The organism is Gardnerella sp. DNF01205 (assembly GCF_049244135.1).
GTDB classification, from domain to species: Bacteria; Actinomycetota; Actinomycetes; order Actinomycetales; family Bifidobacteriaceae; genus Bifidobacterium; species Bifidobacterium leopoldii.
In genome coordinates this window covers 1,527,998-1,551,133 of the sequence record NZ_CP058378.1, presented here as the reverse complement: position 1 = coordinate 1,551,133, position 23,136 = coordinate 1,527,998, and the positions used below count along the sequence as shown (strand labels likewise).

Below are 23,136 nucleotides of genomic sequence, written 5' to 3'. Positions count from 1 at the left end.
TCGCTTATTTTGCAGGGCAAGGAGTCTATATGAGCATCCGCGTTGCCATTGCCGGTGTCGGCAATTGTGCTTCGTCGCTGGTTCAGGGCGTTGAATATTACAAAAACGCTGATGACGGTGAGAAAATTCCAGGGTTGATGCACGCTGTATTTGGTCAGTATCGTGTGCGCGATATTGAGTTTGTTGCGGCGTTTGATGTTGATTCTCTAAAGGTTGGGCATGATTTAAGTGAAGCAATTGGCGCTTCACAAAATAACACAATTCGTTTTGCTGATGTACCAAATTTGGGTGTAGAAGTATTGCGTGGTCCAACTTATGACGGTCTTGGTGATTACTACCGTGAAATGATTGATGAGTCCGAGGCTGAACCTGTTGACGTTGCTCAAGTTTTGCGAGATAAGCATGTGGATGTGCTTGTTTCTTATCTTCCAGTAGGATCTGAGCAAGCCGATAAAGCTTATGCGACTGCTGCGATGGAAGCTGGCTGTGCATTTGTAAACTGCCTGCCAGTCTTCATTGCTTCTGATCCTGAGTGGGCACAAAAATTCCGTGATGCAGGAGTTCCTATTATTGGCGATGACATTAAAAGTCAGGTAGGTGCAACTATTACTCACCGCGTTATGGCTCGACTTTTTGAGGATCGCGGTGTGCGTTTGGATCGCACGTATCAGCTGAATGTTGGCGGAAATATGGACTTTATGAACATGCTTCAGCGTTCAAGACTTGAATCTAAAAAGATTTCTAAGACTCGTGCAGTAACTTCAATCGTGCCTCATGAAATGGATGAGCATAATGTTCATATTGGGCCTTCAGACTACGTAGCTTGGTTGGATGATCGCAAGTTTGCTTTCGTGCGTTTGGAAGGTACTACTTTTGGTGATGTTCCTTTGAATTTGGAGTACAAGCTTGAGGTTTGGGATTCTCCAAATTCTGCCGGAATTGTTATCGATGCTGTTCGAGCCGCAAAAATTGCTTTGGATCGCAAGCTTTCTGGTCCGGTTTTGGCCCCAAGTTCATACTTTATGAAGTCTCCTGCAGTTCAGCATGAAGATAGTGAAGCTCGCCAATTAGTTGAACGCTATATTGCTGGTGATGTTGAAGCTAACGAGTCTCAGCTTGATGAAGATACTGAATTTGCAAAAGAACATGGCAAGAGTGTGTGGCGCGCATAATTTATTACTACTCGACATGTAGCGAAAATCGTGTAATATAGATAAAGCCTCCGTGTGGCACTAAGTCACCCAATCCCCCCAGGGCAGAAATGCAGCAAGGGTAAGTGGCCTCTGGTGGGTGCGCGGAGGTTTTATTATGCGTAAAACTAGCGCGGTCGTAAATACTGTCGTAAAGTCTAAAGTATGAGTGAAGAATTTGCAGGAATTCAATCCAATAGCATTGACAATCAGCATGATGATTCTGCTGGGGAAAATGATGCGCTGCCGGTAGGTGGAACTTCGCAAGATATTAATCGCAACAGTGAAGGTAGTGACTATTCGCATCCTTTGGATTCGATTAATACGATTACGCCATTTTCTCCAATCTCATCTGAGGATAATGACGAAAAAATATCGCCTTTATTTCCAGAAAATACTGAAGAGAAATCTTCTAAACAGTCTGTAAAACAGTTTGTGAAACAAACTAAACGTCAATCTGATTTGTCTGATTTGTCGTATTCAACTAATCAGTTATCTTTTGAAGATTCTTCATCGGATGCAGATGATATTGATCAGCTTGATCCGCTCGTAAAGCGTCCTCGAATATCTACCATATTGTGGTGTGTTGCTATTGCAATTGTTTTCCTGGCTTCTGCTGCGTTCATATGGTTTATTAGTGTGCAAACAGTACTTGGTCAAAGCTATGAAGAAATGGTAATTGATGGATTTGGCTCTCATGGTATGCCGTCTTGGCTTGCATTTTGCTTGCGACCTATAAGCGTTTCTATGGTTGTTATAGTTACTGGCATAATAATTGCTCTTGTTTCACTCATAGTAGTTTGTATTCGTAAACGTTGGTGGCTTCTTGGTCAATGTGCTGGGATTATTATTCTTTCGGCTGCTGCTGAACCATTGAAAAAAATTCTTCCGCGCCCAATGCTTATAAGTATTGAATATTTGTCTGCAAATTCAGCACCTTCAGGTCATACCCTACTTATTACTGCATCATGTGCGTTGCTTATTTGCGCAGTTTCGCGTGTTTGGCGCGCATGGGCAGCGGTAGCTGCAGCTTTTATAAGCATTCTTGTGGAACTTTCTTTGGTTGCAGCACATTGGCATAGAGTTTCTGACGTTCTTATGTCATTACTTATCGTTGGTGCTGTAACGCTTATTATGCTCGCATGCACTCGCAGTAGTGGAATGGATATGCCAGCTTATCGACGTTCCTCAATTAGCGTTCAAATTGTAGGAAGCTCTATGATTACGATTGGTGTGTTGGCGTGTTTGTATGCACTTTATTTAATATGGCAAATTCTTCCTGGTGTTGATATTTTTGCTCAATGGGCTGCAAGCGTATCTTATGTAGCAACTTATTGGCTGATTATAGGCGTGTCTTTGCTTGTTTTTGGCGTAATTATGGTAATGCGTCACTCTACAGCTTCGCCGTTGAGTAGGCTTGGATTAGTAGGCGCTCCGCCGACGCCTCCATCTGCTTCTAAGTAATATTGTCTACTCTATCTGCTTTTATCCACCGAGGTGGAATGTAATGGACGTATAACTTAAGTTGCGATACAGTTAGCGTGAAACATATAGTTCGGAATTATATGTTCGATTGTGTTAGGAAAGGAGCGAATATGGCAGCACAGAATAAGCTAGTCATTGTGGAGTCTCCCACGAAAGCGCGAAAAATTGGCGGGTATTTAGGCAATGGATATACCGTCATGGCTTCAGTTGGGCATATTCGCGATCTCGCTCAGCCAAGCCAAGTTCCAGCCTCACGCAAAGCGGCGTTTGGTAAGTTTGGTGTAGATGTCGATCATGGTTTTGCGCCATATTACGTAGTTGGCTCAGATAAAAAGAAAACTGTTTCCGATTTAAAGTCTGCGCTCGCAAAAGCTGACGAATTATATCTGGCAACTGATGAGGATCGCGAAGGTGAAGCTATTGCGTGGCATTTGGTAGAAGCATTGAAGCCAACTGTGCCAGTAAAGCGCATGGTGTTTCATGAGATTACTAAGGATGCAATTCAAGCCTCGCTTAGTAATACTCGAAATGTTGACGACAATATGGTTGACGCGCAAGAAACTCGTCGTGTGTTAGACCGTTTGTATGGATATGAGCTTTCTCCTGTTTTGTGGAGAAAAGTTGGTCCTGGTCTTTCTGCTGGACGCGTGCAGTCTGTTGCTACTAGGTTGATTGTTGAGCGTGAACGCGAGCGTATGGCGTTTACTAAGGCGTCTTACTGGGATATTAGCGCGATTTTAAGTTCTAAAGGCTCAGATGGTGAAAGTGTTGATTTTGAAGCGCGTATGAGCGAGCTTTCTGGTCGCCGTCTGGCTGGTTCTAAAGATTTCAATTCAAAAGGTGAGTTGGTTTCTACAAAAGATGAATCACAAAAAGCTTTGCATGTTGATGCTGATTTTGCATCTAAGCTTTCTAAAGCTCTTGAAAATTCAGATTTTGTAGTTGACTCTATGGAAACGAAGCCGTATCATCGTCGTCCTTTGCCACCTTTTACTACATCAACTTTGCAGCAAACTGCTGGAAACCGACTTTCAATGAGCTCTCGCCAAACTATGCGAGCTGCGCAATCTTTATACGAAAACGGCTATATCACTTACATGCGTACGGATTCCGTAACGCTTTCCAAAGAAGCTATCGAAGCTGCTCGTAGTGCCGCTCGTGCAGCGTTTGGCGACGAGTATGTTTCGCAATCTCCTAAGCAGTATGCAACTACGTCTGCAGGAGCGCAGGAAGCTCATGAATGTATTCGCCCTGCTGGAGCGCGTTTCTTAAGTCCGGACGAGCTTGCAGATAAATTACCTGCGGATCAGCTGAAATTGTATACGCTTATTTGGCAACGAACCCTTGCGTCACAAATGGCTGATGCTACAGGTTTTACAGCAACTGTTAAGTTAAATGCTTCTGCTGGAGAATATGGAGAAGCTTTGTTCCAAGCTTCTGGAACAGTAATTACTTTTGCTGGTTTTATGAAGGTTTTTGGCAATGCACATGCATCTGAAGGTGAAAGCGATAAGGCGCTTCCTCAAATGCAAGCTGGGGATATTCTTGAAGCTAAAAGTGTTAGTGCGGATTCTCACGAAACTCAGCCTCCTGCAAGATATACTGAAGCTTCTTTAGTTAAAACTTTGGAAGCTAAGGAAATAGGCCGCCCTTCTACTTACGCAACGATTATTTCCACAATTATTGATCGTGGATACGTGTATGAGCGTGGACGTGCGTTAATTCCTTCTTGGCTTGCTTTTGCTGTAATTAAGCTTTTGGAAGCGAATTTCCCGAAGTATGTTGATTACGCGTTTACTGCTGATATGGAAAATGGTTTGGACAGAATTGCGCACGGTGAAGAAACCGGTCGCGATTGGTTAACTAGGTTCTATTTCGGTTCTGGTGAAGGTGCCGCTAATTCCGCTGATGAAGCTCATATTGGTTTGCAACAGCAGGTTGCAGAGCTTGGTGAAATTGATGCGCGTGAAATAAATACCATAGACATTGGCGATGGTTTGCATGTGCGTATTGGACGCTATGGTCCTTACTTGGAAGACATTAAGAATCTTGATGCTGAAGGCAACCCTCGTCATGCTTCTTTGCCAGAAACTTTAGCTCCAGATGAGTTAACTGTTGATGCTGCTCGAGAATTGCTTGAGAATAATGCTGAGGGTCCACGTGTGCTTGGAGTAGATCCAGAAACGGGTGGGAATGTAGAAGTGCGCAATGGTCGTTTTGGGCCGTACGTGGCACTGGTAGAAGAGCAGGATAATGCGGAAGATTCTAAATCTTCTAAGGCTTCTAAGTCTTCTAAGGCTCGTCCAAAAATGGCTTCTTTGTTTAAAACCATGGATCCAGCGACTTTGACTTTGCAAGAAGCGTTGCAACTTTTGAATTTGCCACGTTTTGTTGGCGAATATGAAGAAGTTGACGCAGAAGGTGTTGTAAAACTAGCTCGTATCGAAGCAAATAATGGTCGTTACGGTCCATATTTAACTAAAACATATTCTGCTGTAGATACTTCTGCTGGAGAAACTGTGGAATCTAAGCCGGATACGCGATCTCTTTCTAGTGAAGATGCTATTTTTACTGTTACTTTGCAGGAAGCGAAAGATTTATTTGCGCAACCAAAGTACGGTAAGCGTACTCGTGGTGCCGCCAAGCCGCCTCTTCGTGAGCTTGGTGCAGATCCTGAAACTGGGAAGCCAGTAGTGATTAAGGATGGTTTCTACGGAGCTTATATTACTGATGGCGAAACGAATCGCACTTTGCCAAAGCAGTATACGCCTGAATCGATTGATCCGCAGGATGCATTTGCACTTTTGGCGCAAAAGCGTGCCGCAGGTCCCGTAAAACGCAAAAAGCGCGCGACTAAGAGCACTGCAAAATCTTCTGAAAAGAAGTCTACTGCGAAAAAATCTACCGCAAGGAAAACTTCTACAAAGAAGACTACTTCAAAGAAATCTACCGCTAAAAAAGCATAGGAATGAAATCTAAAGATTAAATAAACCTTGCATATGGAGTCAAAAAATATGGCATCTAAGAATGACGATTTCTCTGATGGCTGCGCTTGCGGAGGAAACTGCGGCTGCAGAAGTGAGCAATCTTATGCAAATAAAGGCTTATTTATTTCTTTTGAGGGCATTGATGGCGTTGGCAAAACTACGCAAGTTGAGGCTCTTAAGGATTATTTGCAATCTTCGGGGCGAGAAGTTGTAGTGACGCGTGAGCCTGGCGGTACGCAGTTGGGTAAAACTTTGCGCGAAATACTCTTGCATGGCACGAGTGTATCTGCCAGAACAGAAGCTTTGCTTTTTGCTGCGGATCGTGCACAGCATGTTGCGCAAGTAATTCGCCCTGCACTTAGCCGTGGTGCAGTAGTAATAACGGATCGTTATATTGATTCTTCGCTTGCTTACCAAGCAGGCGGTCGCGAATTGACTATGGATGATGTGCGAACTTTAAGTGAGTGGGCAACGGATTCGCTGTGGCCTAATCGCACTTATTTGCTAGATATGCAGCCGGAAGATGCTTTTAAGCGTTTGCATCGTGAGCAAGATCGCATGGAATCAGCTGGAATAGATTTCGCACGTCGCACTAGAGAAGCATTTTTAGATTTGGCGCAGGAATCTGCAGATCGTTATCGCGTATTAGATGCAACGTTCTCAGCGAAATCATTATCTGAACTTATTGTGCAAGACGTACATAACTTAATTGAAGAAATTGAAACTAAATAAAGTGGCGAATTTTATAAAGTGAAGAAGTAAAGAAGCTATGCAGGGGGTGAAGCGATGAGTGTGTGGGATAGCGTTATTGGGCAAGAACAGGTAGTTTCGCGATTGCGAAAAATTGCTTGTGCGGATGCTAGCAAAATAGCGCAATCTTGGCTGATTTGCGGAGCTGCTGGCTTCGGTAGTGCGCAAGTTGCGCGCGCTTTCGCTGCAGCTCTCGAAAGTCCGGATCATGGAGAAGGCAGTGATGGAATTAGCGGCGAAAATGAGCTTAGTAAAACTGCCAAAGAAGTTTTAGCAGGATCGCATCCTGATGTGCATACGCTTGCAACAAAAGGCGTAACTCTTAGTATTGACGATGTACGCGAGGCAATTGGGATTTCTGAGCAGATGCCTAGCACTGCTCCTTGGCGAATCATAATTATTGAAGATGTTGACAGAATGTTGGAACGTAGCACAAACGTTCTTCTTAAAGAGATTGAAGAGCCAAGCGAGCATACGATTTGGCTTTTATGCGCTTCAAGTGTTATGGATGTGCTTCCAACAATTCGTTCGCGTACGCAACTTGTGCAATTAGCTACTCCAAACGAGCAGTCTATAGCAGAATATCTTACTAAAAAAACGGATGCGGATAATAAGCTAGCAAATCGTGCAGCCAGGCTTTCTCAAGGAAATATAGCAACTGCTTTTATCTACGCAAGCGATGAGCGTGCTTTAAGTAGGCGAGATGAGCTTATTGCAGGATTGCTCCGTATGCATGATGCTGCCGACGCAATTATGCTTGCTGCAATGCTTATTGACGATGCAAAATCACAAGCAGAAGATGAGGTTCAGCGAAATGTTGAGGCTCAACAAAAAGAATTTCGTAGAATTAACGGATTAGGCGATGAGGATCGCATTCCGCCCAAATTGCGCGCAAGCTACAATGCAATTGGGAAAAAGGATGATATAAAACGTAAAGTAACTCGTGTAAGTCGTGACGTGTTATGCCGTTCTCTTGACGCAATCGATAGCGTGTATAGAGATGTTTTAGTTGTTATTAACGAAGCGCAAAAGTCTTCGCCGATTATAAATCAGGAATACAAGTCTAGAATTGTCCAGTTGGCACAAAGCATGACAGCAAGTAGTGCATTGGATTGTGTTGACAGCATTGCTACTACTCGTCGTCGGCTTTCGAGAAATGGTAACGCAACTCTTGTTTTTGAAGCACTATTTTGCTCACTTTTGCAAAGTCAATAAAATACAAAAGTATCATATCCTCCACGGAAGTGACATATCGCTTGTGCCTATTCTTGGTGAATTTGTTGATTCGCGTCGCATGATTTCCGGTCTAAACTCCATATGTGCAGGTAACCAATGTTGCTCTGATTTGTTAACAGCGGTTAGGCGGATTGCTTCGCGCGCAATTTGCTGATACGGAGGACGGATTGAAGAAAGCTTTGGTTCAGATATTTCTGCCTGTCTGCTATCTCCGTAACCTATTACGAGAACGTCCTGCGGAACTTGCAAAGAAAGCTCATCTAAAGCTAGAAGTGCTCCAAGTGCGACAGCGTCATTTGCGCAAATAACAGCGTCTGGTTTGCGAGATTGTTTAGCGGTAGAATCAGAAAAAAGCCGCATTGTATCTTTGAATCCACGTTGATAAGTAAGTTCTCCAAAAGTTGTCCAATCTGGCTCAGAAAGTAAACTTAATCGGCTTGCAGCAGTCTGAAAATTGGCAAATAAGTTTGCACTTTGTGTGGAGTCAACATTTCCACTTAAATAAGCAATATTATGGGCATCGTGATGCGAAAGATGTATCAAAGCGGCTTCCATCATTGATTCTTGATCCATGCCAACCCAATTCACGTGGAATGAAGTAGTAGTGCCACCAATTTGCACAATGGGAAGATTGTCAACGTAGTTTTCAAGTGTTTTTGTTAAATCACTATTGTTAGATGGCATAACAATAAGACTGTCAACATTATGACCAATAAGCTCTTCTATGCGTTCTTCTTGAGCTTCTGTGTCTTTTCCAGTTCCAACAAGAAGTATTTTATCTATTTCATGAGCTGCTTCATCCAATGCAGAAAGCATATTTACGCTGAATGAATCATCTACGTTGCTTGTGCCCATTACTACGCCGATTGTATTAGTTGTGTCACTTCTTAATGCGCTTGCTGCATAATTTACTGAATAATTAAGCTGCTCTGCAGCTTTTCTTACGCGTTTTGCGATATCGTCATCTTTGGCTCGTCTACCAGAAAGTACACGAGATACTGTTGCAATTGAAACTTTTGCAAGAGCTGCTACATGAGTTATGGAGGCGTTTTGATTAGTTTGATTTGTCATATTTGCCCCCGAATAAGTGCGGTGCTGTAATTATTGGTAAACAGCACCGCAAATTGAATATTATTTATTTGTCAGTTTATGTACACTTACTTATTTATATTATTCGCCTTTCGTGACTACGTCGACAAGATTGTTAGCTACATTTTCAGCGTCTTCACCATCAACGGTAATTGTGATTGAATCTCCTTTAGTAATGCCCAATCCCATAATTGAAAGAATGCTATTCGCACTTACAGGGGCACCTTCGCCTTTCGCAATCGTTACAATGCAATTTGAGGACATTGCGGCTTGAGAAAATTCTGACGCTGGGCGAGCATGTATTCCAACTGGGTCTTCAATAGTAACAGTACGAGTTGCAATTGCCATTTTTTCTCCTTTGAATAATAATTAACAAATTCTGCTTTTATTTTTTTATTTTTCATATAAAAGCAAACCATATTTTTTTCTTAAGGTTTTTTGTTTGCTATTTTCAACATTAAGTGTAGCATAATTAATTGAAAAATACAGAAAACGTTTTCACTTGTTGTAACAACATTTTTAATGGTGTATAGTTTCATTAGTAAGAAACGTTTACCTACAAGAAATGCTTATGCGGCGTTGCGGCCGTAATAAAGTTTCTAAACCTAAAGGAGGGTTTTAAGTATGGTAATCACTGGTGTTGGCATTGGGCGCTCGATGGCATATGGTGAAGTATTGTGTATGGCACCTGCTTTGCATGAGCCAGAGGATTCTCCTCGTGCTGTTAGTGTGTTGGCTGAGGATGCAAAAAAGGCTGTTAAAAATGCTTTAAATGAAGTAAATAAAGACCTAAACCATCGTGCAAGTGAGGCTCTTGAAGCAAAGGATGAGGGGACTCGAAAGGCAGCACCAATTATGCAAGCTCTTGCACAGATGGCCATCGATCCAGCATTAATAAGTGCAATTGAATCTGGTATTGATAAGGGGAAAACAGCTGAACGTGCCACTTGGGAAGGGTTCGCACAATTTGAAGACATGTTGCGTAATCTTGGTGGTTACATGGCTGAGCGTGCAGGAGATTTGCATGATGTTGGCCAGCGTGTTATTGCATCTTTGATTGGTGTTGAAGCTCCTGGAGTGCCGGAAAGTGATTCGCCTTTTGTACTGGTTGCTAAGGATCTTTCACCTGCTGATACAGCTTCACTTGATTTAAGCAAGGTTCAGGCAATTGTCACTCTTGATGGTGGTCCTACAAGTCACACTGCTATTCTTGCTCGTGCTCGTGGAATTGTTGCTGTTGTTGGAGCACACGATGCCTCTCAGCTGAAGAATCATCAAATTGTTGTAGTAGATGCCGTTAATGGTCATGTTATAAGCAGTCCTAGTGAAGAAGAAATCGCGCATGTTAAAGAGTCTCGTGAGCGTTTAAGCCGCGCTCGTGAATTGCGTGGATTGCCTGGAAGTACAAAAGATGGTCATTTGATTCCTCTTTTGGCAAATGTAGGAAAGCCCTCAGATGCCGTAACTGCTCATGAGTATGGAGCAGAAGGAGTAGGTCTATTCCGAACGGAATTTCTGTTTATTGGTAACGAGCAACCGCCTAGTATAGAAGAACAAACAGAATCTTATACAGAGTTACTATCTCAGTTTGAAGGCAAGAAAGTTGTTATTCGATTGCTTGATGCTGGAGCAGATAAGCCGTTACCATTCTTGACTCCTGAAGATGAACCAAATCCTGCCCTCGGACTTCGAGGTTTGCGTACTCTAAGACAGCATATGGATGTTCTAGATGGTCAGCTGGAGGCATTATCTCGTGCTGATGCTGTGACGAATGCTGACTTATGGGTGATGGCTCCAATGGTTTCAGACGAACATGAAGCAGCATATTTTGTAAAACTTGGTAAATCTAAAGGTCTTAAAAAGGTTGGCATTATGGCCGAGGTGCCTTCTATCGCTCTTGTTGCCGAGGAGGTTGCTCAAGTCGCTGATTTTGTATCTATCGGAACGAATGATTTGACGCAATACACTCTTGCAGCAGATAGAACCCTTGGGTCTGTTTCTAATTATCAAACTGCTTGGCACCCTGCAGTGTTGCGCGCGATCAAAATGATTGCAGACGCTGGTAACGCACATGGTATGCCAGTCGGAGTGTGTGGAGAAGCTGCAGCAGACCCAGACTTAGCGGTTGTTCTTACAGGTCTCGGTATTAACTCGCTTTCTATGACGCCGGTTGCTTTGGACGATGTTCGAGCAGAACTTGCTCAAACTACATTTGATGAAGCTAAGGCTAAAGCTCATGATGCTTTAGCTGGAAAGTTCTACCACTCAATCATGCAAGAATAAGCCAAGGGAGTAATTCAAAATATGATCGTTACGAAAAACATTAAAAATTCGATTACCAATCAGAAATAATCAAGAATAATTAACATGCTTAGAAAAGAGAAAATATGAGTACTGATATTGATGAGCTTCTCCCGGATTCTGCAGTAAACCTTGATATTGCAGCGAAAGATTGGCGTGATGCTATTTGTCTTGCAGGCAATGCTTTGAAGGAGTCTGGCTTTACTACTGATGAATATACGAATCAGATGATTGAAACAGTTGAGAAAATGGGCCCGTATATTGTTATTGCCCCAGGCTTGGCTTTGGCACATTCGCGCCCGTCGGAAGCAGTGTTAAAAAGTGGTTTGAGCTGGATTCGTTTAAGTACGCCTGTTAAATTTGGTAACACTGCCAACGATCCGGTCTCTTTAGTAATTGGTCTTGCAGGTCACGATGAAAATGAGCATATTGGCGTTATGTCCGCGGTTGCTGCAGCTTTGTCTAATCCTGTGAAGACTAGAGAACTTGCGCAAGCAAAAAACGCTAAAGAAATTCGCGCAATTCTTAAAAGTTAAATACTAAAGAATTAATTAATTTTGCAAAATTAAAAAAATACAACTCAACGAAAGAGGTTATTTATGAATATTCTATGTGTATGCGGAAACGGCATTGGCACGTCTGTACTTTTAAAAATCAATGTTGAGGCTGCGGCAGCAGACTTAGGTCTTGATGTTACAGTTACTACTTCCGATGCGGGAAGTGCAAAAGGTACTGCGAATATGAATGATCTTGTGCTCACTTCTCCTCAGCTTGCTCCAGAGCTTGAGGGCACTACCACTCCTGTAGAAACAATTGAAAATTTCATGGATGTTGAAGAGGTGAAGGGTGTGCTTGAGCGTTACGCATAAATTATGTGTAACAAATAAACGTTTGATTATGCTGATTACGTGCTTACTGCTTTGGCATAGTCGTACTGTTATTTCATGCGCTATTCGCTTTTTCTAAATAAAAAGAAGGAAATAAGATGAACATTGTAGTTCAGGTTTTAAATTTCATAAGTCAGCAGATTTTGAATGTGCCGGCTTATTTGATTGGTATTATTGCGGCAATCGGTCTTATCGCACTCAAACGTAGTGCAGGACAAGTGATTGCAGGCGGCTTAAAAGCTGCTATGGGTTACCTCATTTTGGGTGCAGGTGCTGGCGTTGTTGTTGGTGCACTTGCTCCATTTGGTGACTTGGTTTTGAAGTCTACTGGTGCTCATGGTGTTGTACCTGCGAATGAGGTTATTACTGCTCAGGCTGCAGGTCAGTACGGTGCTACTTCTGCATACATTATTGTGCTCAGCTTCGTTCTTATGCTTCTTGCTGCACGCTTTACTCCTTTGAAGTACATATTCTTGACTGGTCACCACATGGTGTTTATGTCTATGCTTTTGGCTCTAGTTCTTTCCGTTGGTTTTGGTGCAGGCAACCAGTTGCTTATTGTTATTGTCGGCTCTGTCATTATGGCAACGGTTATGGTTGTTCTGCCAGCTTTTGCGCAGCCTTTTATGAACCGTATTACTGGTAGCGATAAGCTCTCGATTGGTCACTTTAACTCTTTAAGCTACATTGTTTCTGGTGCTGTTGGTGCTGCTGTTGGTAAGAAGTCTAAGTCTACTGAAGATATTAACTTCCCTAAGGGTTTGAGCTTCTTGCGTGATTCAATGGTCTCCACGACTTTGTTGATGGTTGTGCTGTATTTGGTATTCGCAGTGTGGGCTTCGGTTGTGTTGCCAGTAAAGGAACTCTTCAAGATTTTCGCGTCTCACCCTACGGACTATAGTGCCTTCTACATGGCGGCTTTTGCTCAGGCTTTGCAATTTGGAATTGGTGTTAGTGTCATCCTTTATGGTGTTCGTATCATTTTAGGTGAATTGGTTCCTGCATTCCAGGGCATTGCTAACAAGGTCGTTCCAGGCGCTCGTCCAGCATTGGATATTCCAATCGTATTCCCATACGGTGCTAATGCTTCTCTTATTGGCTTCTTGTCTTCCTTCGTTGGAGGTCTTGTAGCTCTCGGACTTATTGCAATTTGGATGGGTCCAGCTTGGGGATTGGCATTGATTCTCCCAGGAATGGTGCCTCACTTCTTCGATGGTGGTGGTGCAGGCGTGTTTGGTAATGCAACCGGTGGTCGCCGTGGTGCTATTCTCGGTGGTTTTATTAACGGTTTAATTATTACATTCCTTCCAGCAGTATTGCTTACTGTTATGGGTTCCTTCGGCTTGGCAAACTCCACCTTCGGCGATGCTGACTTTGGTTGGGTCGGCACTGTTGTTGGTAACTTCGCTCACCTCGGTGCAGGCGTTGGTGCTATAAGCTTGATTATTGTTGCTGTTATTCTGTTTGCCTTGGCTTGGGTATGGCAGGTTAAGGTTGTTAACACTGGCTGGCTTCCTGCAGTAAAGCATGCTGAGTTCATTGAAGGAATTAAGAAGCAAGAGCGTGCTGCTAAGAAAGCAGCTGTGGCAGCTAAGGCTGCTGAAACTCATGAGGAGGCTGCTACAAAATAAATAGAGTACAGTAAAAAATTACATTTTAGTTAATGCGCCCAGTTTAGATTTTTCTGGGCGCACGTTTTATATTGACCGTCAAATTATGCAGTTAGCGTTGTTTCTTAGTGTTGTTTTTGCTTGAGTGCCACGATCTGCTTGAACAATTAGATTGCGCTAACGTTTGCGTTTATTTGTTACTCGCGCAGTTGATTAGTGTTGTGTAATGGTAGATACTTAAATTATGAATATTTCTACAGATTTCACTACCATTCCGGATGATTATTCTAAAGCTGCGCCGGAGCAGAATAAGATCAGCGGAGTTCCAGTAGTTTCTTTCCCATTTTACGTTGATAATATGCCATCTTTCGTGCATTATTTGCATTGGCGTTTTGTTGACGACGATGCAATACCGGTATGCGGTTTTGAATGGATTCACTGGACTGCCGCGAACGTGCCTGTTGAAGCGTTAATGTTTGATTTTAATGATTCTCACGCTTTACAAATACCGGAAGATTTTTCTCGCACAATGACTTCTATGATTCCGGAAGCTCTTCAAGGTCGTAACTCGCAAGCAAGCAGATTTATTGGTTGCAATGATTCAGCAATTACTATGCGATACAACGGCCCTCAGCCTCCTGATAAAGATCACGAATACATGTTTGAAGTTTTTGGCACAGAAAAGCCTTTGCCAAATCTTAAGCCGGGATTCTACATGAATGAATTGTTACGCGAAGTAAGAAATGTAACTTCAGGTGTAGATGCTGGTGGAATGTTCCTTACTGGTAAAGCCTAAACGCAAGCACGAGAGCAACCAATTAGGTTAGCAGTTAACGCCTAAGCGTTAGAATCAAACAGTAACAAATCTAAAAATAAAATATAAAATCTAAAAACAGAGGATGCAAATATGGCATGCACAACAATTCTTGTTGGTAGAAAAGCAAGTTACGACGGATCCACGCTTATTGCGCGTAACGAAGACTCAGCAAATGGCGAGTTTAATCCGAAGCGTTTAGTAGTAGTAAAGCCGGAAGATCAACCTCGCGTTTATAAGTCTGTTCTTAGCCACGTAACAGTCGAGTTGCCGGATAATCCAATGCAATACACAAGCGTGCCAAATGCAGACTTGCGCGAAGGAATTTGGGGAGAAGCTGGCGTTAACGAAGCAAATGTTGCAATGAGCGCAACTGAAACGCTTACGTCCAACGAGCGCGTGTTAGGCGCAGATCCAATGGTTGAACTTCAAAAAGAACAAGGCAAAGTTGGAGATGCTGACTACAAGCCGGAAGTGCCGGGTGGAATTGGCGAAGAAGATTTCTTAACGCTTGTTTTGCCTTATATTCGTAGCGCTCGCGAAGGCGTTGAGCGTTTGGGTGCATTGCTTGAAAAGTACGGCACTTATGAGATGAATGGCGTTGCATTTTCGGATGTGAACGAGATTTGGTGGTTTGAAACTGTCGGTGGTCATCATTGGATTGCTAAGCGTGTGCCGGATGAAGCTTATGTTGTTATGCCAAACCAGCTCGGAATTGACGAGTTCGATTTAGATGATGCTTTTGATCTTCAAGAAGAGCATATGTGCTCGGCTGATTTGCTTGAGTTTATTGAAGAAAATCACTTGGATTTGTCGGTGGAAAACGCTTCTCCGTTTAACCCTCGTGATGCTTTTGGCTCTCATTCGGATGCTGACCACGTGTACAACACTCCTCGCGCATGGTTCATGGAGCGCTTCTTGAATCCGTATGACGAAGTGTGGGATGGTAAAGACGCTGATCATCGTCCGGACAGCAACGATATTCCTTGGGCTCGCCAGCCTGAGCGTAAAGTGACTGTTGAGGATATTAAGTACGTTTTAAGCTCTCACTATCAGGGCACTGAGTATGATCCTTACGGCAATCTTGGAGATGAGCATACTCGTCATATGTTGCGTCCAATCGGAATTAATCGCCAAAGCGAGCTTGCTGTAATGCAAATCCGCCCTTACATGCCGGAAGTAATGCGTGCAATTCAGTGGATTACTTACGGTTCTAATCCTTTCAATTCTTTGATTCCGTTCTATCCAAACGTAAATCGCACTCCAAAGTATTTGGAAGATACGACTACTCGCGTAACAAGCGAAAACTTCTATTGGGAGAATCGCATTATTGCTGCTCTTGCGGATGCCGCATTTAACGACACTGCAAACGCGATTGAGCGCTACCAAGAAGTTGTCGGTTCCCTTGGTCACGCAATGGTCAAGTCTACGGATGCTGCCGTGGCAGATCTTCTTGGCGTTGATTTGGCTGATTACGAGCCAGAACGTGAAGGTGATGAAGGCGAAGATTACGATGATTTAGTTCGCGATCCTGAAGCTATTATTGCCGAGCTTCGCAACGACAAAGTGCGCGAGGCTTTGGCTGAAGCAAATGACGATATGGCAGCAAAGCTGAAGAAAGAAACCGATTCTTTGCTTGACACGGTGCTGTACATCACTAGCATGCGTATGAAGAATGGTTTTAATCGTTCTGATCACTAAATTTAAATTTTATTAAAAATTAAATGCCTTCCTAAGAAATGAACTTTTTATTTCACACGGAAGGCATTTTTGTTATCTTTTGTTATTTTGCTATAGACGTTGATAATAACGCGTATAGATATTGCGTGTGGTGGCTATGCTACGAACAAACAATCGTATAGTATGAATCATGTAATTAACATTATCCGCATGCATAGTTGTGCCAATATGCCTATGAAAGAGGGGTACATGAGCATTCTTGATTCATACACTACAACATTCGGTTTGGTTAAAAAAATTGATGCCTTTGAGTACCTGGATTATTTAAAGCAACATCCAGAGGAGCCTAGGAAGCGCGGTAAGGTTCTGCTTGTTACTGCTGATACTCCTTTAAAAGCTTCTCGTGGAGAAGGTAAAACAACTACAACTATTGCGTTAGTTGATGCATTGCGTGAGCGCGGTGTAGACGCAGCTGCAGTTCTTCGTCAGCCAAGCATGGGCATTACGGCTGCTGGTTCTAAAGGCGGTGCAAGTGGTGGCGGTAAGTCTTCGCTTTCTCACCCTGAGTTGATTGACTGGGGCCTGTGTGGTGAAATGGCTGCTATTGCTTGCGCGCAGAATTTGCTTGTGTCGTTTGCGGAAAAAGCAGTCGACGAGGGTGTTCTTGATACTATTTTAGTTCCTCGAGTTAGTGAAGTTCCTTCGCGATCTTTGCGAAGCATTGCTGTTGATTTTGGCAAGGGGACTGTTCCTGAGCGCGTTGTTTTGACGCCAACTTGCGAGCTTATGCAAATCGTAGTGTTGTCGCGCAGTATGGACGAGATTTCTCATCGTGTTTCTTCAATGATTGCTGGCACAAAAGACGGTAAGCCTGTTAAGTTTGGTGAGTTTGTGGATTTGTGGCGAATCACCAATATTCTTGCCGACGCTGTAAAGCCTGCTAAAACTGAGACGATTAATGGTTCTCCAATCTACGTCCATTGCGGCCCGTTTGCGAACGTTTCGCTTGGTATTCCAAGCCTTGTAAGCGTTGAAATGGCTTGCGCTGAGCATGATGTTGTAGTGGTGGAAGCAGGTTATGGCACGGATGCTGGTGCTCAAAAGTGGTTAGATATTGCTGCTCGCGAGTTTGGTGCAAAGTGGCCTGCTGCTGCAGTTGTAGTTACTCGCGCAACTACTTGGCGAGATGACGAAACTTTGGCTTGGCGTTACCCATTCCATGTTTCTCGTTTGGAATCTCTTAATATCCCTACGTTCCCGTTGATTAATTTGTGGGAAGGCGAGGATGATCAAGTGCCTGAATTGTTGGAACAAGCCAAGTCTTTAGGATTCAGAAAGCCTATTGTTGGCAATTTATTCCGCGATGGTGGCGATGGTTTGGCAAATCAGCTGGACGATTTTGTGTCTGCAATAACTGATGATGTTGAAACGAAAGTTCCAGAAAGTAGGCGTGGAAAGACGCTTAGGGAGCGAATTAACTTGTTGTGTGCAGAAGCTTACGGTGTTCCTGTTGAGCGTGTGATCGACAAAGCAGGTTTTGCTGATTCATTGAAAGAAGCGCAGGATTTGTGTGCAAATTCTGGAGTTATTTTCGATGACCTTGCGCTTGTTGCTGTAAAGTCGCCAGCAACTATGACTGACGATGATCATGCGCCTGAAGATTCTCGCACTGTGACATTGAAGAAAGTGGAAGTTCACGCTGGAGCTGGAGTTGTGCAGGTAAATCTCACATCTTCACTAACAACTCCAATGCCAAAAATCGTGTGAAATATTAATAGTGTAATTTTCTCTTAAATATTGAGATTACTTAAAATTACTTATTGATAGCAAGTAACAAAACGTCGTCAACATGCCCCTTATGGCGTGTAGACGACGTTTTTGTTTTTGCCTTGTGTTTCGTCTGTTGTTTCCGCTTTTTGTTTCCGCGTTTTGTTTACCAAATGGGTCGAAAAGGGAACAAACGCGGGAGTGTTGAAGTTAAATCACGCAAAAGTGCGATGCAACCAATCGCAAGCAAGCTTAACCCACTGCTGAACTTCTGGCTGCACAAATTCAGGAATTACTGCGCCATTTTCATCGCGTTTTGCTGTTTCTTTAACTGCCAAAGCTAAGCCGTGCGGTCCTTTAGGGAACAGGTGAGCTTCAACACTTACTCCAGCTTCAACGCAAGCGTTCACAAACATTATTGAATTTTCTACTGGAACTGTTTGATCAGTAACAGTTTGCCATACAAATACAGGTGGAGTTTTGCGATCCACGTGATTTTCCAGCGAAAGTTTATTGACGAGTTCAGTTCGCTTTTCGTCGCTAACTTCTCCAAATAGACGATCGAAAGTTGGCTTATGTGCATATTTTCCAGCAGAAATAACAGGATATGCGAGCATAAGTGCATTTGGACGCACGTCATCAGCAGCATACCCGTTTGCTTCCTCAACTTCGTCGCTAACACTAGTTGCAAGGTTTGCAGCCACATGCCCTCCAGCGGAGAATCCAATAATTGCAATTTTTTGCGCATCTACGTGCCATTCTTTTGCGTTTTTGCGAATTAAGCTCATCGCTTCTGCGGCTTCTAAAAGCTGAGTTGGGTACGTGCTTGGAGTAAGCGAGTATCGCAACACAAAAGTGTGGAATCCTTCTGCAGCAAACTTCATGGCAACAGGCTCTGCTTCACGATTCGAGACGCGCAAGAAACCTCCGCCTGGCAAGATTAAAATTGCAGGACGGTTTTGTAAGCCTTCGCTATCTAAATTATCGTCTAAAATATATCCAATAAGCTGCGCATCGCTTCCATCTGTACTTTTTATTTTCTGATTTATAATCTTCATAGTGTCTCTTTTCGTTTCGCTTATATTGCAATTACACTAAGCATAATTCTAATCAAATACCTCGCTTTGTAAGTGCGTTCTTTTATAAATTCGTGTAGAGTTTTAAGAAGTTTTATAAGGAGATTCAAGATGTGTGATGAAGAAGATAATTTAGGTAAGGTTGTTTTAGCTGCTACGCCTATTGGGAATATGGCAGACGCTTCTGCACGATTAATTAATCTTCTTGAAACTGCTGATATTGTTGCTGCTGAAGACACGCGTAGGCTTTATGATTTAGCGAATCGCCTTGGCGTACATGTTTCTGGTAGCGTAATCGCATATCACGATCATAATGAGCGCAACAAGGCAGATGGTTTGCTAGACAAAGTTGAGCAGGGCAGCACTGTTCTTGTTGTTTCAGACGCAGGTATGCCTACCATTAACGATCCGGGTCTTGCTGTTGTTCGACGTGCAATAGAGCGCGATTTGCCTGTTACTTGCGCGCCTGGTCCTAGTGCAGTTTTAGATGCGCTTGCTCTTTCTGGATTGCCAACTGATCGCTTCTGTTATGAAGGCTTTTTGCCTCGTAAATCTGGTGAGCGTCAACAGCATTTGCGCTCGCTTAAAGCCGAGCGACGAACAATAGTATTTTATGAGGCTCCACATCGTATTGCAGAAGCTATGGAAGATATATTGGCAGTACTTGGCTCTAATCGTCCAATGGCGTTATGCCGTGAACTTACAAAAGATTTTGAGGAAATTCGTCGTGGAACTGTGCAAAGTATTCACGATGGTGTTTTAGCGGATCCTCCTCGAGGTGAAATAGTTTTAGTTATCGGTGGTGCAAGTGACGAAGAAGTGCAGTCTGAAAGCACAGATTTAAGCATTGATGCTCTTGCAAAGCTTTCGCTTGAATGTGCAGAATCCGAAGGTTTGCGCATAAAAGAAGCCATTACAAAAGTAGTAAAAGAGCATCCGTTTGCTGACGGATCTTTTGCTAATCGTAAGCAAGTTTATGCGTCTTGTCTTGAGCACAAACCTGATCAAAAGTAAGATTTCTGCTTTTGCTACTATTTTTTGCTTTCTATTCATTGCTGTCATACGCAGAAAATAGCACTTCAAAACTGTAACGAACGTCAGGCCCGCCTTGTTGAGAAATATATTCTAAGATTTGCGCGTCTGCCGAAGGGTTTGCAATAATCCATTTGCGAAGTTCTGGTATTTTTTGCGCGATATACCATAGCACTTCCGTTTTTGTTGCAGGGTCGATAGCAACATATGGCGTGAGTATTATAGGTGGTTTTGGAGGGCTGCTTGTTTTAGTTGCATAAGAGTTCTTTATTTCCATGGTTTGTTTGCTTCTTTCGCAATGTTTCGTATCCAATTTCTTGCATGTATTGAGCCTGGGAAATATGGGTTTCCGTCAATAGTACGTTTGCATTTTCGCAAGTCAATGCTGTATTTAGATATCAATAAGTGAGCAATATCTTTTCTATAAGGTTCGTACTCTTCGTTTTCGCTTGGAGTGTACGCTAAATCGCAAATTGTTCGTTCTGGCGTTGTTATTCTAATTTTTCCAAGTATTACGTATTCTTCATTGTTTAAGTGTCTTCGAAATGCTCGGATTGCATGGCCGTGCGGCTTTTTTCTTCTATGCCCATAATCAATAACATCTATATTTTCAGGAAAATTGCCTCCTATCCAAACCCATGCTGCAGTAAATAAGCAGGCTATGCTTTCTGTAGGTATAAGATTGCTCACAATATTACTTCTTCCTTGAGTGGAAATAGCTGCTTTATTTGAATATCCTGCATTTAAATCAAGCCTATTGAATACGCCAATTTGAGAAAGTTTTTTCATGCACATTGGGCCTGGTAAATGGTTGTCGTCAAGTAATTCCGGGAATTGTGTTTGTGCTTCTTCGCAAATATCCAATAAATCGCGTATGTTTTGTTGTTTTTTCAATTTTCCTCAATCCTTTCTTTTTGCATATTTATTTTTTAGCGCGACTATTTACAATGTGTATCGCACATATTGTTGTTTTTCTAACGCATATTTTGTAATTCATGCTTTGTAGTGAATAAGTTTCGTAATGCATAAGTTGAGATTATGTTTATATTTGCTTCAATTCCAGGCTGGTTTTATAACTTGTGGATATGTGGATGAACTCGTGTGAGGCTTGTTATTCAGCGTGTTTTCTCGTATATTTTGGGATTCTTTTTGCAATGTTCTTATGTACTGTCCGCGTTGAACAAGATAATAATTGTCTATGAGTCATATTTTGGTGAATGTTGCTTGGCCGTATGCTAACGGTCCTCGTCATATTGGTCACGTTGCAGGTTTCGGGGTTCCGTCGGACGTGTATGCGCGTTACGAGCGCATGAAAGGTAATGACGTATTAATGGTGTCTGGCACGGATGAGCACGGCACACCTATTTTGGTTGAAGCAGATAAGGAAGGCGTTTCTGCACAAGAGCTTGCTAATCGTTATAATCGTGTGATTACTAAGGATTTGTGCGATTTAGGTTTGAGCTACGATTTGTTCACGCGTACTACTACTGCAAATCACGAGCATGTTGTGCAAGAAATGTTCCGTCAGTGCTTAAAGAACGGCTATATTTACAAGGGCACTCAGAAGGTTGCTATTTCTCCTTCCACTGGTCGTACTTTGCCAGATCGTTATATTGAAGGCACATGCCCATTGTGTGGCGCAGATGGTGCTCGTGGCGATCAATGTGATGCTTGTGGAAACGAGCTTGATCCGGATGAGCTTATTAATCCAGTTTCTAAAATTAATGGTGAAACTCCGCGCTTTGAAGAAACTGAACATTATTTCCTAGACCTGCCTGCTTTGGCTGAGGCGAATGTTAATTGGCTTCATTCTCGCGAAGGTTGGCGCACGAATGTTATTAATTTCTCGCTTGGATTATTTAATGAAGTAAAGCCGCGAGCTATTACGCGTGATATTGATTGGGGTATTCCTGTTCCTGTTGAAGGATGGATTGATAATCCGAATAAGCGTCTGTATGTGTGGTTTGACGCTGTTATTGGATACTTGTCTGCATCTATTGAATGGGCTCGTCGACAAGGCAAGCCAGACGCTTGGCGTGATTGGTGGTGTGATCCTAAGTCTCCTGGATACTACTTCATGGGCAAAGATAACATTACTTTCCATTCTCAGATTTGGCCTTCGGAAATGCTTGCCTACAACGGTGCTGGTTCTAAAGGTGGTGAGGCTGGCGTTTATGGTCCATTGAACATGCCTGAACAGGTTGTTGCTTCTGAGTTCATGACTATGGAAGGCAAGAAGTTCAGCTCTTCGCGCGGAATCGTGATTTATGTGAAGGATATTTTGGCGCGTTACCCTGTAGATGCTGTGCGTTACTACATTTCTATTGCTGGTCCAGAAAATTCTGATGCTGATTTTACTTGGGCTGAGTTTGCTCGCCATAATAACGAAGAGCTTGCTGCAAGCTGGGGTAATCTTGTCAATCGTGTGGCAAATCTTATTAATAAGAACTTTGGTGTAATCCCTCCTCTTGACGAAGATTCTATGACTGCAATGGATCGCGCTCTTCTCGATCAAACTTCTGATGCTTTTGCTTTGGTCGGTAGTTTGATTGAGCGTCATCGTCAGAAGAATGCTCTTACTGAAGCAATGCGAGTAGTTGCGGATATTAATAAATATATTTCTGCAACTGAGCCTTGGAAAATTAAAGATGATGAGGCTCGCCTTGGTACTGTGTTGCATGTTGCAGCTCAGGCTGTTTCGGATGCTAATCATCTGCTTGCGCCATTCTTGCCTCATGCAGCTCAAAAAGTTTGGGAAGCACTTGGTGGCACTGGCGTATTCTCGCCTTTGCCTCATATTGAAGAAGTTGAAGATTTGGATAATCCAGACTTCAAGTATCCGATTATTACGGGCGATTATCGCTTGGGGGAAACTGTTCATCCTTGGGAGAGTGAGGAGTTGGTAGCAGGTACGCCTGTGCCTAAGCCAAGTCCTATTTTTGCCAAGATTCCAAAAGAAGCAGTTGAGGAGGAGCTTGAGCGTTTCGCATCTGCCTTGTCCGAGCGTCAGCGTGTCGAGGCAGAAAGACTTGCTGCAGCAAAAAAATCTTTGGAAAATAGTGAGAAATAGGTTGAAATTTTCAATAAATAAATTATAAAATTAGAAAACATAGCAAATGGTTCTCTAAAAGAAAATATTTTAAGGAAATTTTAAGGAAAAACTCTTTTCTTTGGACGAATGTTTAGCTATACTAACATGTGTTAATGGTTCGCCATTAGCGAGGTTCGTTTT

The 23,136-nt window shown here is 42.9% G+C and carries 19 protein-coding genes and 1 other RNA gene; 15 read left to right on the top strand and 5 right to left on the bottom strand.

What is annotated here, in order from left to right; all coding sequences use genetic code 11:
* Window positions 1-29: 29 nt before the first annotated feature.
* The 6 genes from HXT47_RS06135 to HXT47_RS06110 all read left to right on the top strand — a co-directional run bounded on the left by HXT47_RS06135 (window position 30) and on the right by HXT47_RS06110 (window position 7,627).
* Window positions 30-1,172 (top strand): inositol-3-phosphate synthase, encoded by a 1,143-nt coding sequence (locus HXT47_RS06135; RefSeq protein ID WP_004118456.1) that lies wholly within the window; start codon window positions 30-32, stop codon window positions 1,170-1,172.
* 41 nt (window positions 1,173-1,213) lie between these two features.
* Window positions 1,214-1,310: signal recognition particle sRNA small type (gene ffs / locus HXT47_RS06130), an RNA gene on the top strand.
* Window positions 1,311-1,355: 45 nt separating this feature from the next.
* Complete coding sequence (locus HXT47_RS06125) at window positions 1,356-2,654, top strand: phosphatase PAP2 family protein (protein ID WP_421789039.1); 1,299 nt, start codon at window positions 1,356-1,358, stop codon at window positions 2,652-2,654.
* Between the two features lie 131 nt (window positions 2,655-2,785).
* Window positions 2,786-5,641 carry a type I DNA topoisomerase gene (gene topA, locus HXT47_RS06120; RefSeq protein WP_004104755.1) on the top strand — a complete coding sequence of 952 codons (2,856 nt, stop codon included), beginning with the start codon at window positions 2,786-2,788 and terminating at the stop codon, window positions 5,639-5,641.
* A 48-nt stretch (window positions 5,642-5,689) separates the two neighbouring features.
* Window positions 5,690-6,394 carry a dTMP kinase gene (tmk, locus tag HXT47_RS06115; protein ID WP_064340640.1) on the top strand — a complete coding sequence of 235 codons (705 nt, stop codon included), beginning with the start codon at window positions 5,690-5,692 and terminating at the stop codon, window positions 6,392-6,394.
* Window positions 6,395-6,448: 54 nt separating this feature from the next.
* Window positions 6,449-7,627: a DNA polymerase III subunit delta' gene (locus HXT47_RS06110; RefSeq protein ID WP_101891397.1), complete on the top strand. Its 1,179-nt coding sequence runs from the start codon at window positions 6,449-6,451 to the stop codon at window positions 7,625-7,627.
* Window positions 7,628-7,639: 12 nt separating this feature from the next.
* On the opposite strand, the gene HXT47_RS06105 is transcribed toward HXT47_RS06110, so the two are convergent.
* Complete coding sequence (locus HXT47_RS06105) at window positions 7,640-8,719, bottom strand: LacI family DNA-binding transcriptional regulator (RefSeq protein WP_004104752.1); 1,080 nt, start codon at window positions 8,717-8,719, stop codon at window positions 7,640-7,642.
* A gap of 99 nt (window positions 8,720-8,818) precedes the next feature.
* A complete protein-coding gene (locus HXT47_RS06100) occupies window positions 8,819-9,085 on the bottom strand; it encodes an HPr family phosphocarrier protein (protein WP_004104751.1) in 267 nt (88 codons plus the stop codon).
* Window positions 9,086-9,361: 276 nt separating this feature from the next.
* Here HXT47_RS06100 and ptsP point away from each other — a divergent pair, with 276 nt between their 5' ends.
* The 7 genes from ptsP to HXT47_RS06065 all read left to right on the top strand — a co-directional run bounded on the left by ptsP (window position 9,362) and on the right by HXT47_RS06065 (window position 17,796).
* The gene (gene ptsP / locus HXT47_RS06095; RefSeq protein ID WP_004104749.1) at window positions 9,362-11,020 is read left to right on the top strand and encodes a phosphoenolpyruvate--protein phosphotransferase; all 1,659 of its coding nucleotides are present in this window, start codon (window positions 9,362-9,364) and stop codon (window positions 11,018-11,020) included.
* A 104-nt stretch (window positions 11,021-11,124) separates the two neighbouring features.
* A complete protein-coding gene (locus HXT47_RS06090; protein WP_004104748.1) occupies window positions 11,125-11,574 on the top strand; it encodes a PTS sugar transporter subunit IIA in 450 nt (149 codons plus the stop codon).
* A 63-nt stretch (window positions 11,575-11,637) separates the two neighbouring features.
* Entirely contained in the window at window positions 11,638-11,907 is a 270-nt protein-coding gene (locus HXT47_RS06085) for a PTS sugar transporter subunit IIB (protein WP_004104746.1), read from the top strand.
* 116 nt (window positions 11,908-12,023) lie between these two features.
* Window positions 12,024-13,556, top strand: a complete 1,533-nt coding sequence (locus tag HXT47_RS06080) for a PTS ascorbate transporter subunit IIC (protein ID WP_421780992.1) — start codon at window positions 12,024-12,026, stop codon at window positions 13,554-13,556.
* Window positions 13,557-13,779: 223 nt separating this feature from the next.
* Window positions 13,780-14,331 carry a YbhB/YbcL family Raf kinase inhibitor-like protein gene (locus HXT47_RS06075; RefSeq protein ID WP_004104740.1) on the top strand — a complete coding sequence of 184 codons (552 nt, stop codon included), beginning with the start codon at window positions 13,780-13,782 and terminating at the stop codon, window positions 14,329-14,331.
* Between the two features lie 111 nt (window positions 14,332-14,442).
* The gene (locus HXT47_RS06070) at window positions 14,443-16,050 is read left to right on the top strand and encodes a C69 family dipeptidase (protein WP_116442887.1); all 1,608 of its coding nucleotides are present in this window, start codon (window positions 14,443-14,445) and stop codon (window positions 16,048-16,050) included.
* A 228-nt stretch (window positions 16,051-16,278) separates the two neighbouring features.
* Window positions 16,279-17,796, top strand: a complete 1,518-nt coding sequence (locus tag HXT47_RS06065; RefSeq protein WP_162861609.1) for a formate--tetrahydrofolate ligase — start codon at window positions 16,279-16,281, stop codon at window positions 17,794-17,796.
* 215 nt (window positions 17,797-18,011) lie between these two features.
* Here the strand turns inward: HXT47_RS06065 and HXT47_RS06060 are convergent, their stop codons facing one another.
* Window positions 18,012-18,854 carry an alpha/beta hydrolase gene (locus HXT47_RS06060; RefSeq protein ID WP_116442888.1) on the bottom strand — a complete coding sequence of 281 codons (843 nt, stop codon included), beginning with the start codon at window positions 18,852-18,854 and terminating at the stop codon, window positions 18,012-18,014.
* A 129-nt stretch (window positions 18,855-18,983) separates the two neighbouring features.
* On the opposite strand from HXT47_RS06060, the gene rsmI reads away from it, so the two are divergent.
* Window positions 18,984-19,886: a 16S rRNA (cytidine(1402)-2'-O)-methyltransferase gene (rsmI, locus tag HXT47_RS06055; protein WP_004104736.1), complete on the top strand. Its 903-nt coding sequence runs from the start codon at window positions 18,984-18,986 to the stop codon at window positions 19,884-19,886.
* 31 nt (window positions 19,887-19,917) lie between these two features.
* Here the strand turns inward: rsmI and HXT47_RS06050 are convergent, their stop codons facing one another.
* Complete coding sequence (locus tag HXT47_RS06050; protein ID WP_004118480.1) at window positions 19,918-20,181, bottom strand: hypothetical protein; 264 nt, start codon at window positions 20,179-20,181, stop codon at window positions 19,918-19,920.
* Entirely contained in the window at window positions 20,172-20,798 is a 627-nt protein-coding gene (locus tag HXT47_RS06045; RefSeq protein ID WP_050397209.1) for a hypothetical protein, read from the bottom strand. Before HXT47_RS06045 ends, HXT47_RS06050 begins: the two co-directional genes overlap by 10 nt.
* A gap of 304 nt (window positions 20,799-21,102) precedes the next feature.
* Between HXT47_RS06045 and metG the strand changes: the two genes are divergently transcribed.
* Window positions 21,103-22,974 carry a methionine--tRNA ligase gene (gene metG, locus HXT47_RS06040; RefSeq protein WP_004118486.1) on the top strand — a complete coding sequence of 624 codons (1,872 nt, stop codon included), beginning with the start codon at window positions 21,103-21,105 and terminating at the stop codon, window positions 22,972-22,974.
* The last annotated feature ends 162 nt before the right edge of the window (window positions 22,975-23,136 follow it).

Excerpts from the sequence above, each read along its gene's own strand:
- HXT47_RS06135 (WP_004118456.1), top strand. The coding sequence starts at position 30 with ATGAGCATCCGCGTTGCCATTGCCGGTGTCGGCAATTGTGCTTCGTCG.
- HXT47_RS06125 (WP_421789039.1), top strand. The coding sequence starts at position 1,356 with ATGAGTGAAGAATTTGCAGGAATTCAATCCAATAGCATTGACAATCAG.
- topA (WP_004104755.1), top strand. The coding sequence starts at position 2,786 with ATGGCAGCACAGAATAAGCTAGTCATTGTGGAGTCTCCCACGAAAGCG.
- tmk (WP_064340640.1), top strand. The coding sequence starts at position 5,690 with ATGGCATCTAAGAATGACGATTTCTCTGATGGCTGCGCTTGCGGAGGA.
- HXT47_RS06110 (WP_101891397.1), top strand. The coding sequence starts at position 6,449 with ATGAGTGTGTGGGATAGCGTTATTGGGCAAGAACAGGTAGTTTCGCGA.
- HXT47_RS06105 (WP_004104752.1), bottom strand. The coding sequence starts at position 8,719 with ATGACAAATCAAACTAATCAAAACGCCTCCATAACTCATGTAGCAGCT.
- HXT47_RS06100 (WP_004104751.1), bottom strand. The coding sequence starts at position 9,085 with ATGGCAATTGCAACTCGTACTGTTACTATTGAAGACCCAGTTGGAATA.
- ptsP (WP_004104749.1), top strand. The coding sequence starts at position 9,362 with ATGGTAATCACTGGTGTTGGCATTGGGCGCTCGATGGCATATGGTGAA.
- HXT47_RS06090 (WP_004104748.1), top strand. The coding sequence starts at position 11,125 with ATGAGTACTGATATTGATGAGCTTCTCCCGGATTCTGCAGTAAACCTT.
- HXT47_RS06085 (WP_004104746.1), top strand. The coding sequence starts at position 11,638 with ATGAATATTCTATGTGTATGCGGAAACGGCATTGGCACGTCTGTACTT.
- HXT47_RS06080 (WP_421780992.1), top strand. The coding sequence starts at position 12,024 with ATGAACATTGTAGTTCAGGTTTTAAATTTCATAAGTCAGCAGATTTTG.
- HXT47_RS06075 (WP_004104740.1), top strand. The coding sequence starts at position 13,780 with ATGAATATTTCTACAGATTTCACTACCATTCCGGATGATTATTCTAAA.
- HXT47_RS06070 (WP_116442887.1), top strand. The coding sequence starts at position 14,443 with ATGGCATGCACAACAATTCTTGTTGGTAGAAAAGCAAGTTACGACGGA.
- HXT47_RS06065 (WP_162861609.1), top strand. The coding sequence starts at position 16,279 with ATGAGCATTCTTGATTCATACACTACAACATTCGGTTTGGTTAAAAAA.
- HXT47_RS06060 (WP_116442888.1), bottom strand. The coding sequence starts at position 18,854 with ATGAAGATTATAAATCAGAAAATAAAAAGTACAGATGGAAGCGATGCG.
- rsmI (WP_004104736.1), top strand. The coding sequence starts at position 18,984 with ATGTGTGATGAAGAAGATAATTTAGGTAAGGTTGTTTTAGCTGCTACG.
- HXT47_RS06050 (WP_004118480.1), bottom strand. The coding sequence starts at position 20,181 with ATGGAAATAAAGAACTCTTATGCAACTAAAACAAGCAGCCCTCCAAAA.
- metG (WP_004118486.1), top strand. The coding sequence starts at position 21,103 with ATGAGTCATATTTTGGTGAATGTTGCTTGGCCGTATGCTAACGGTCCT.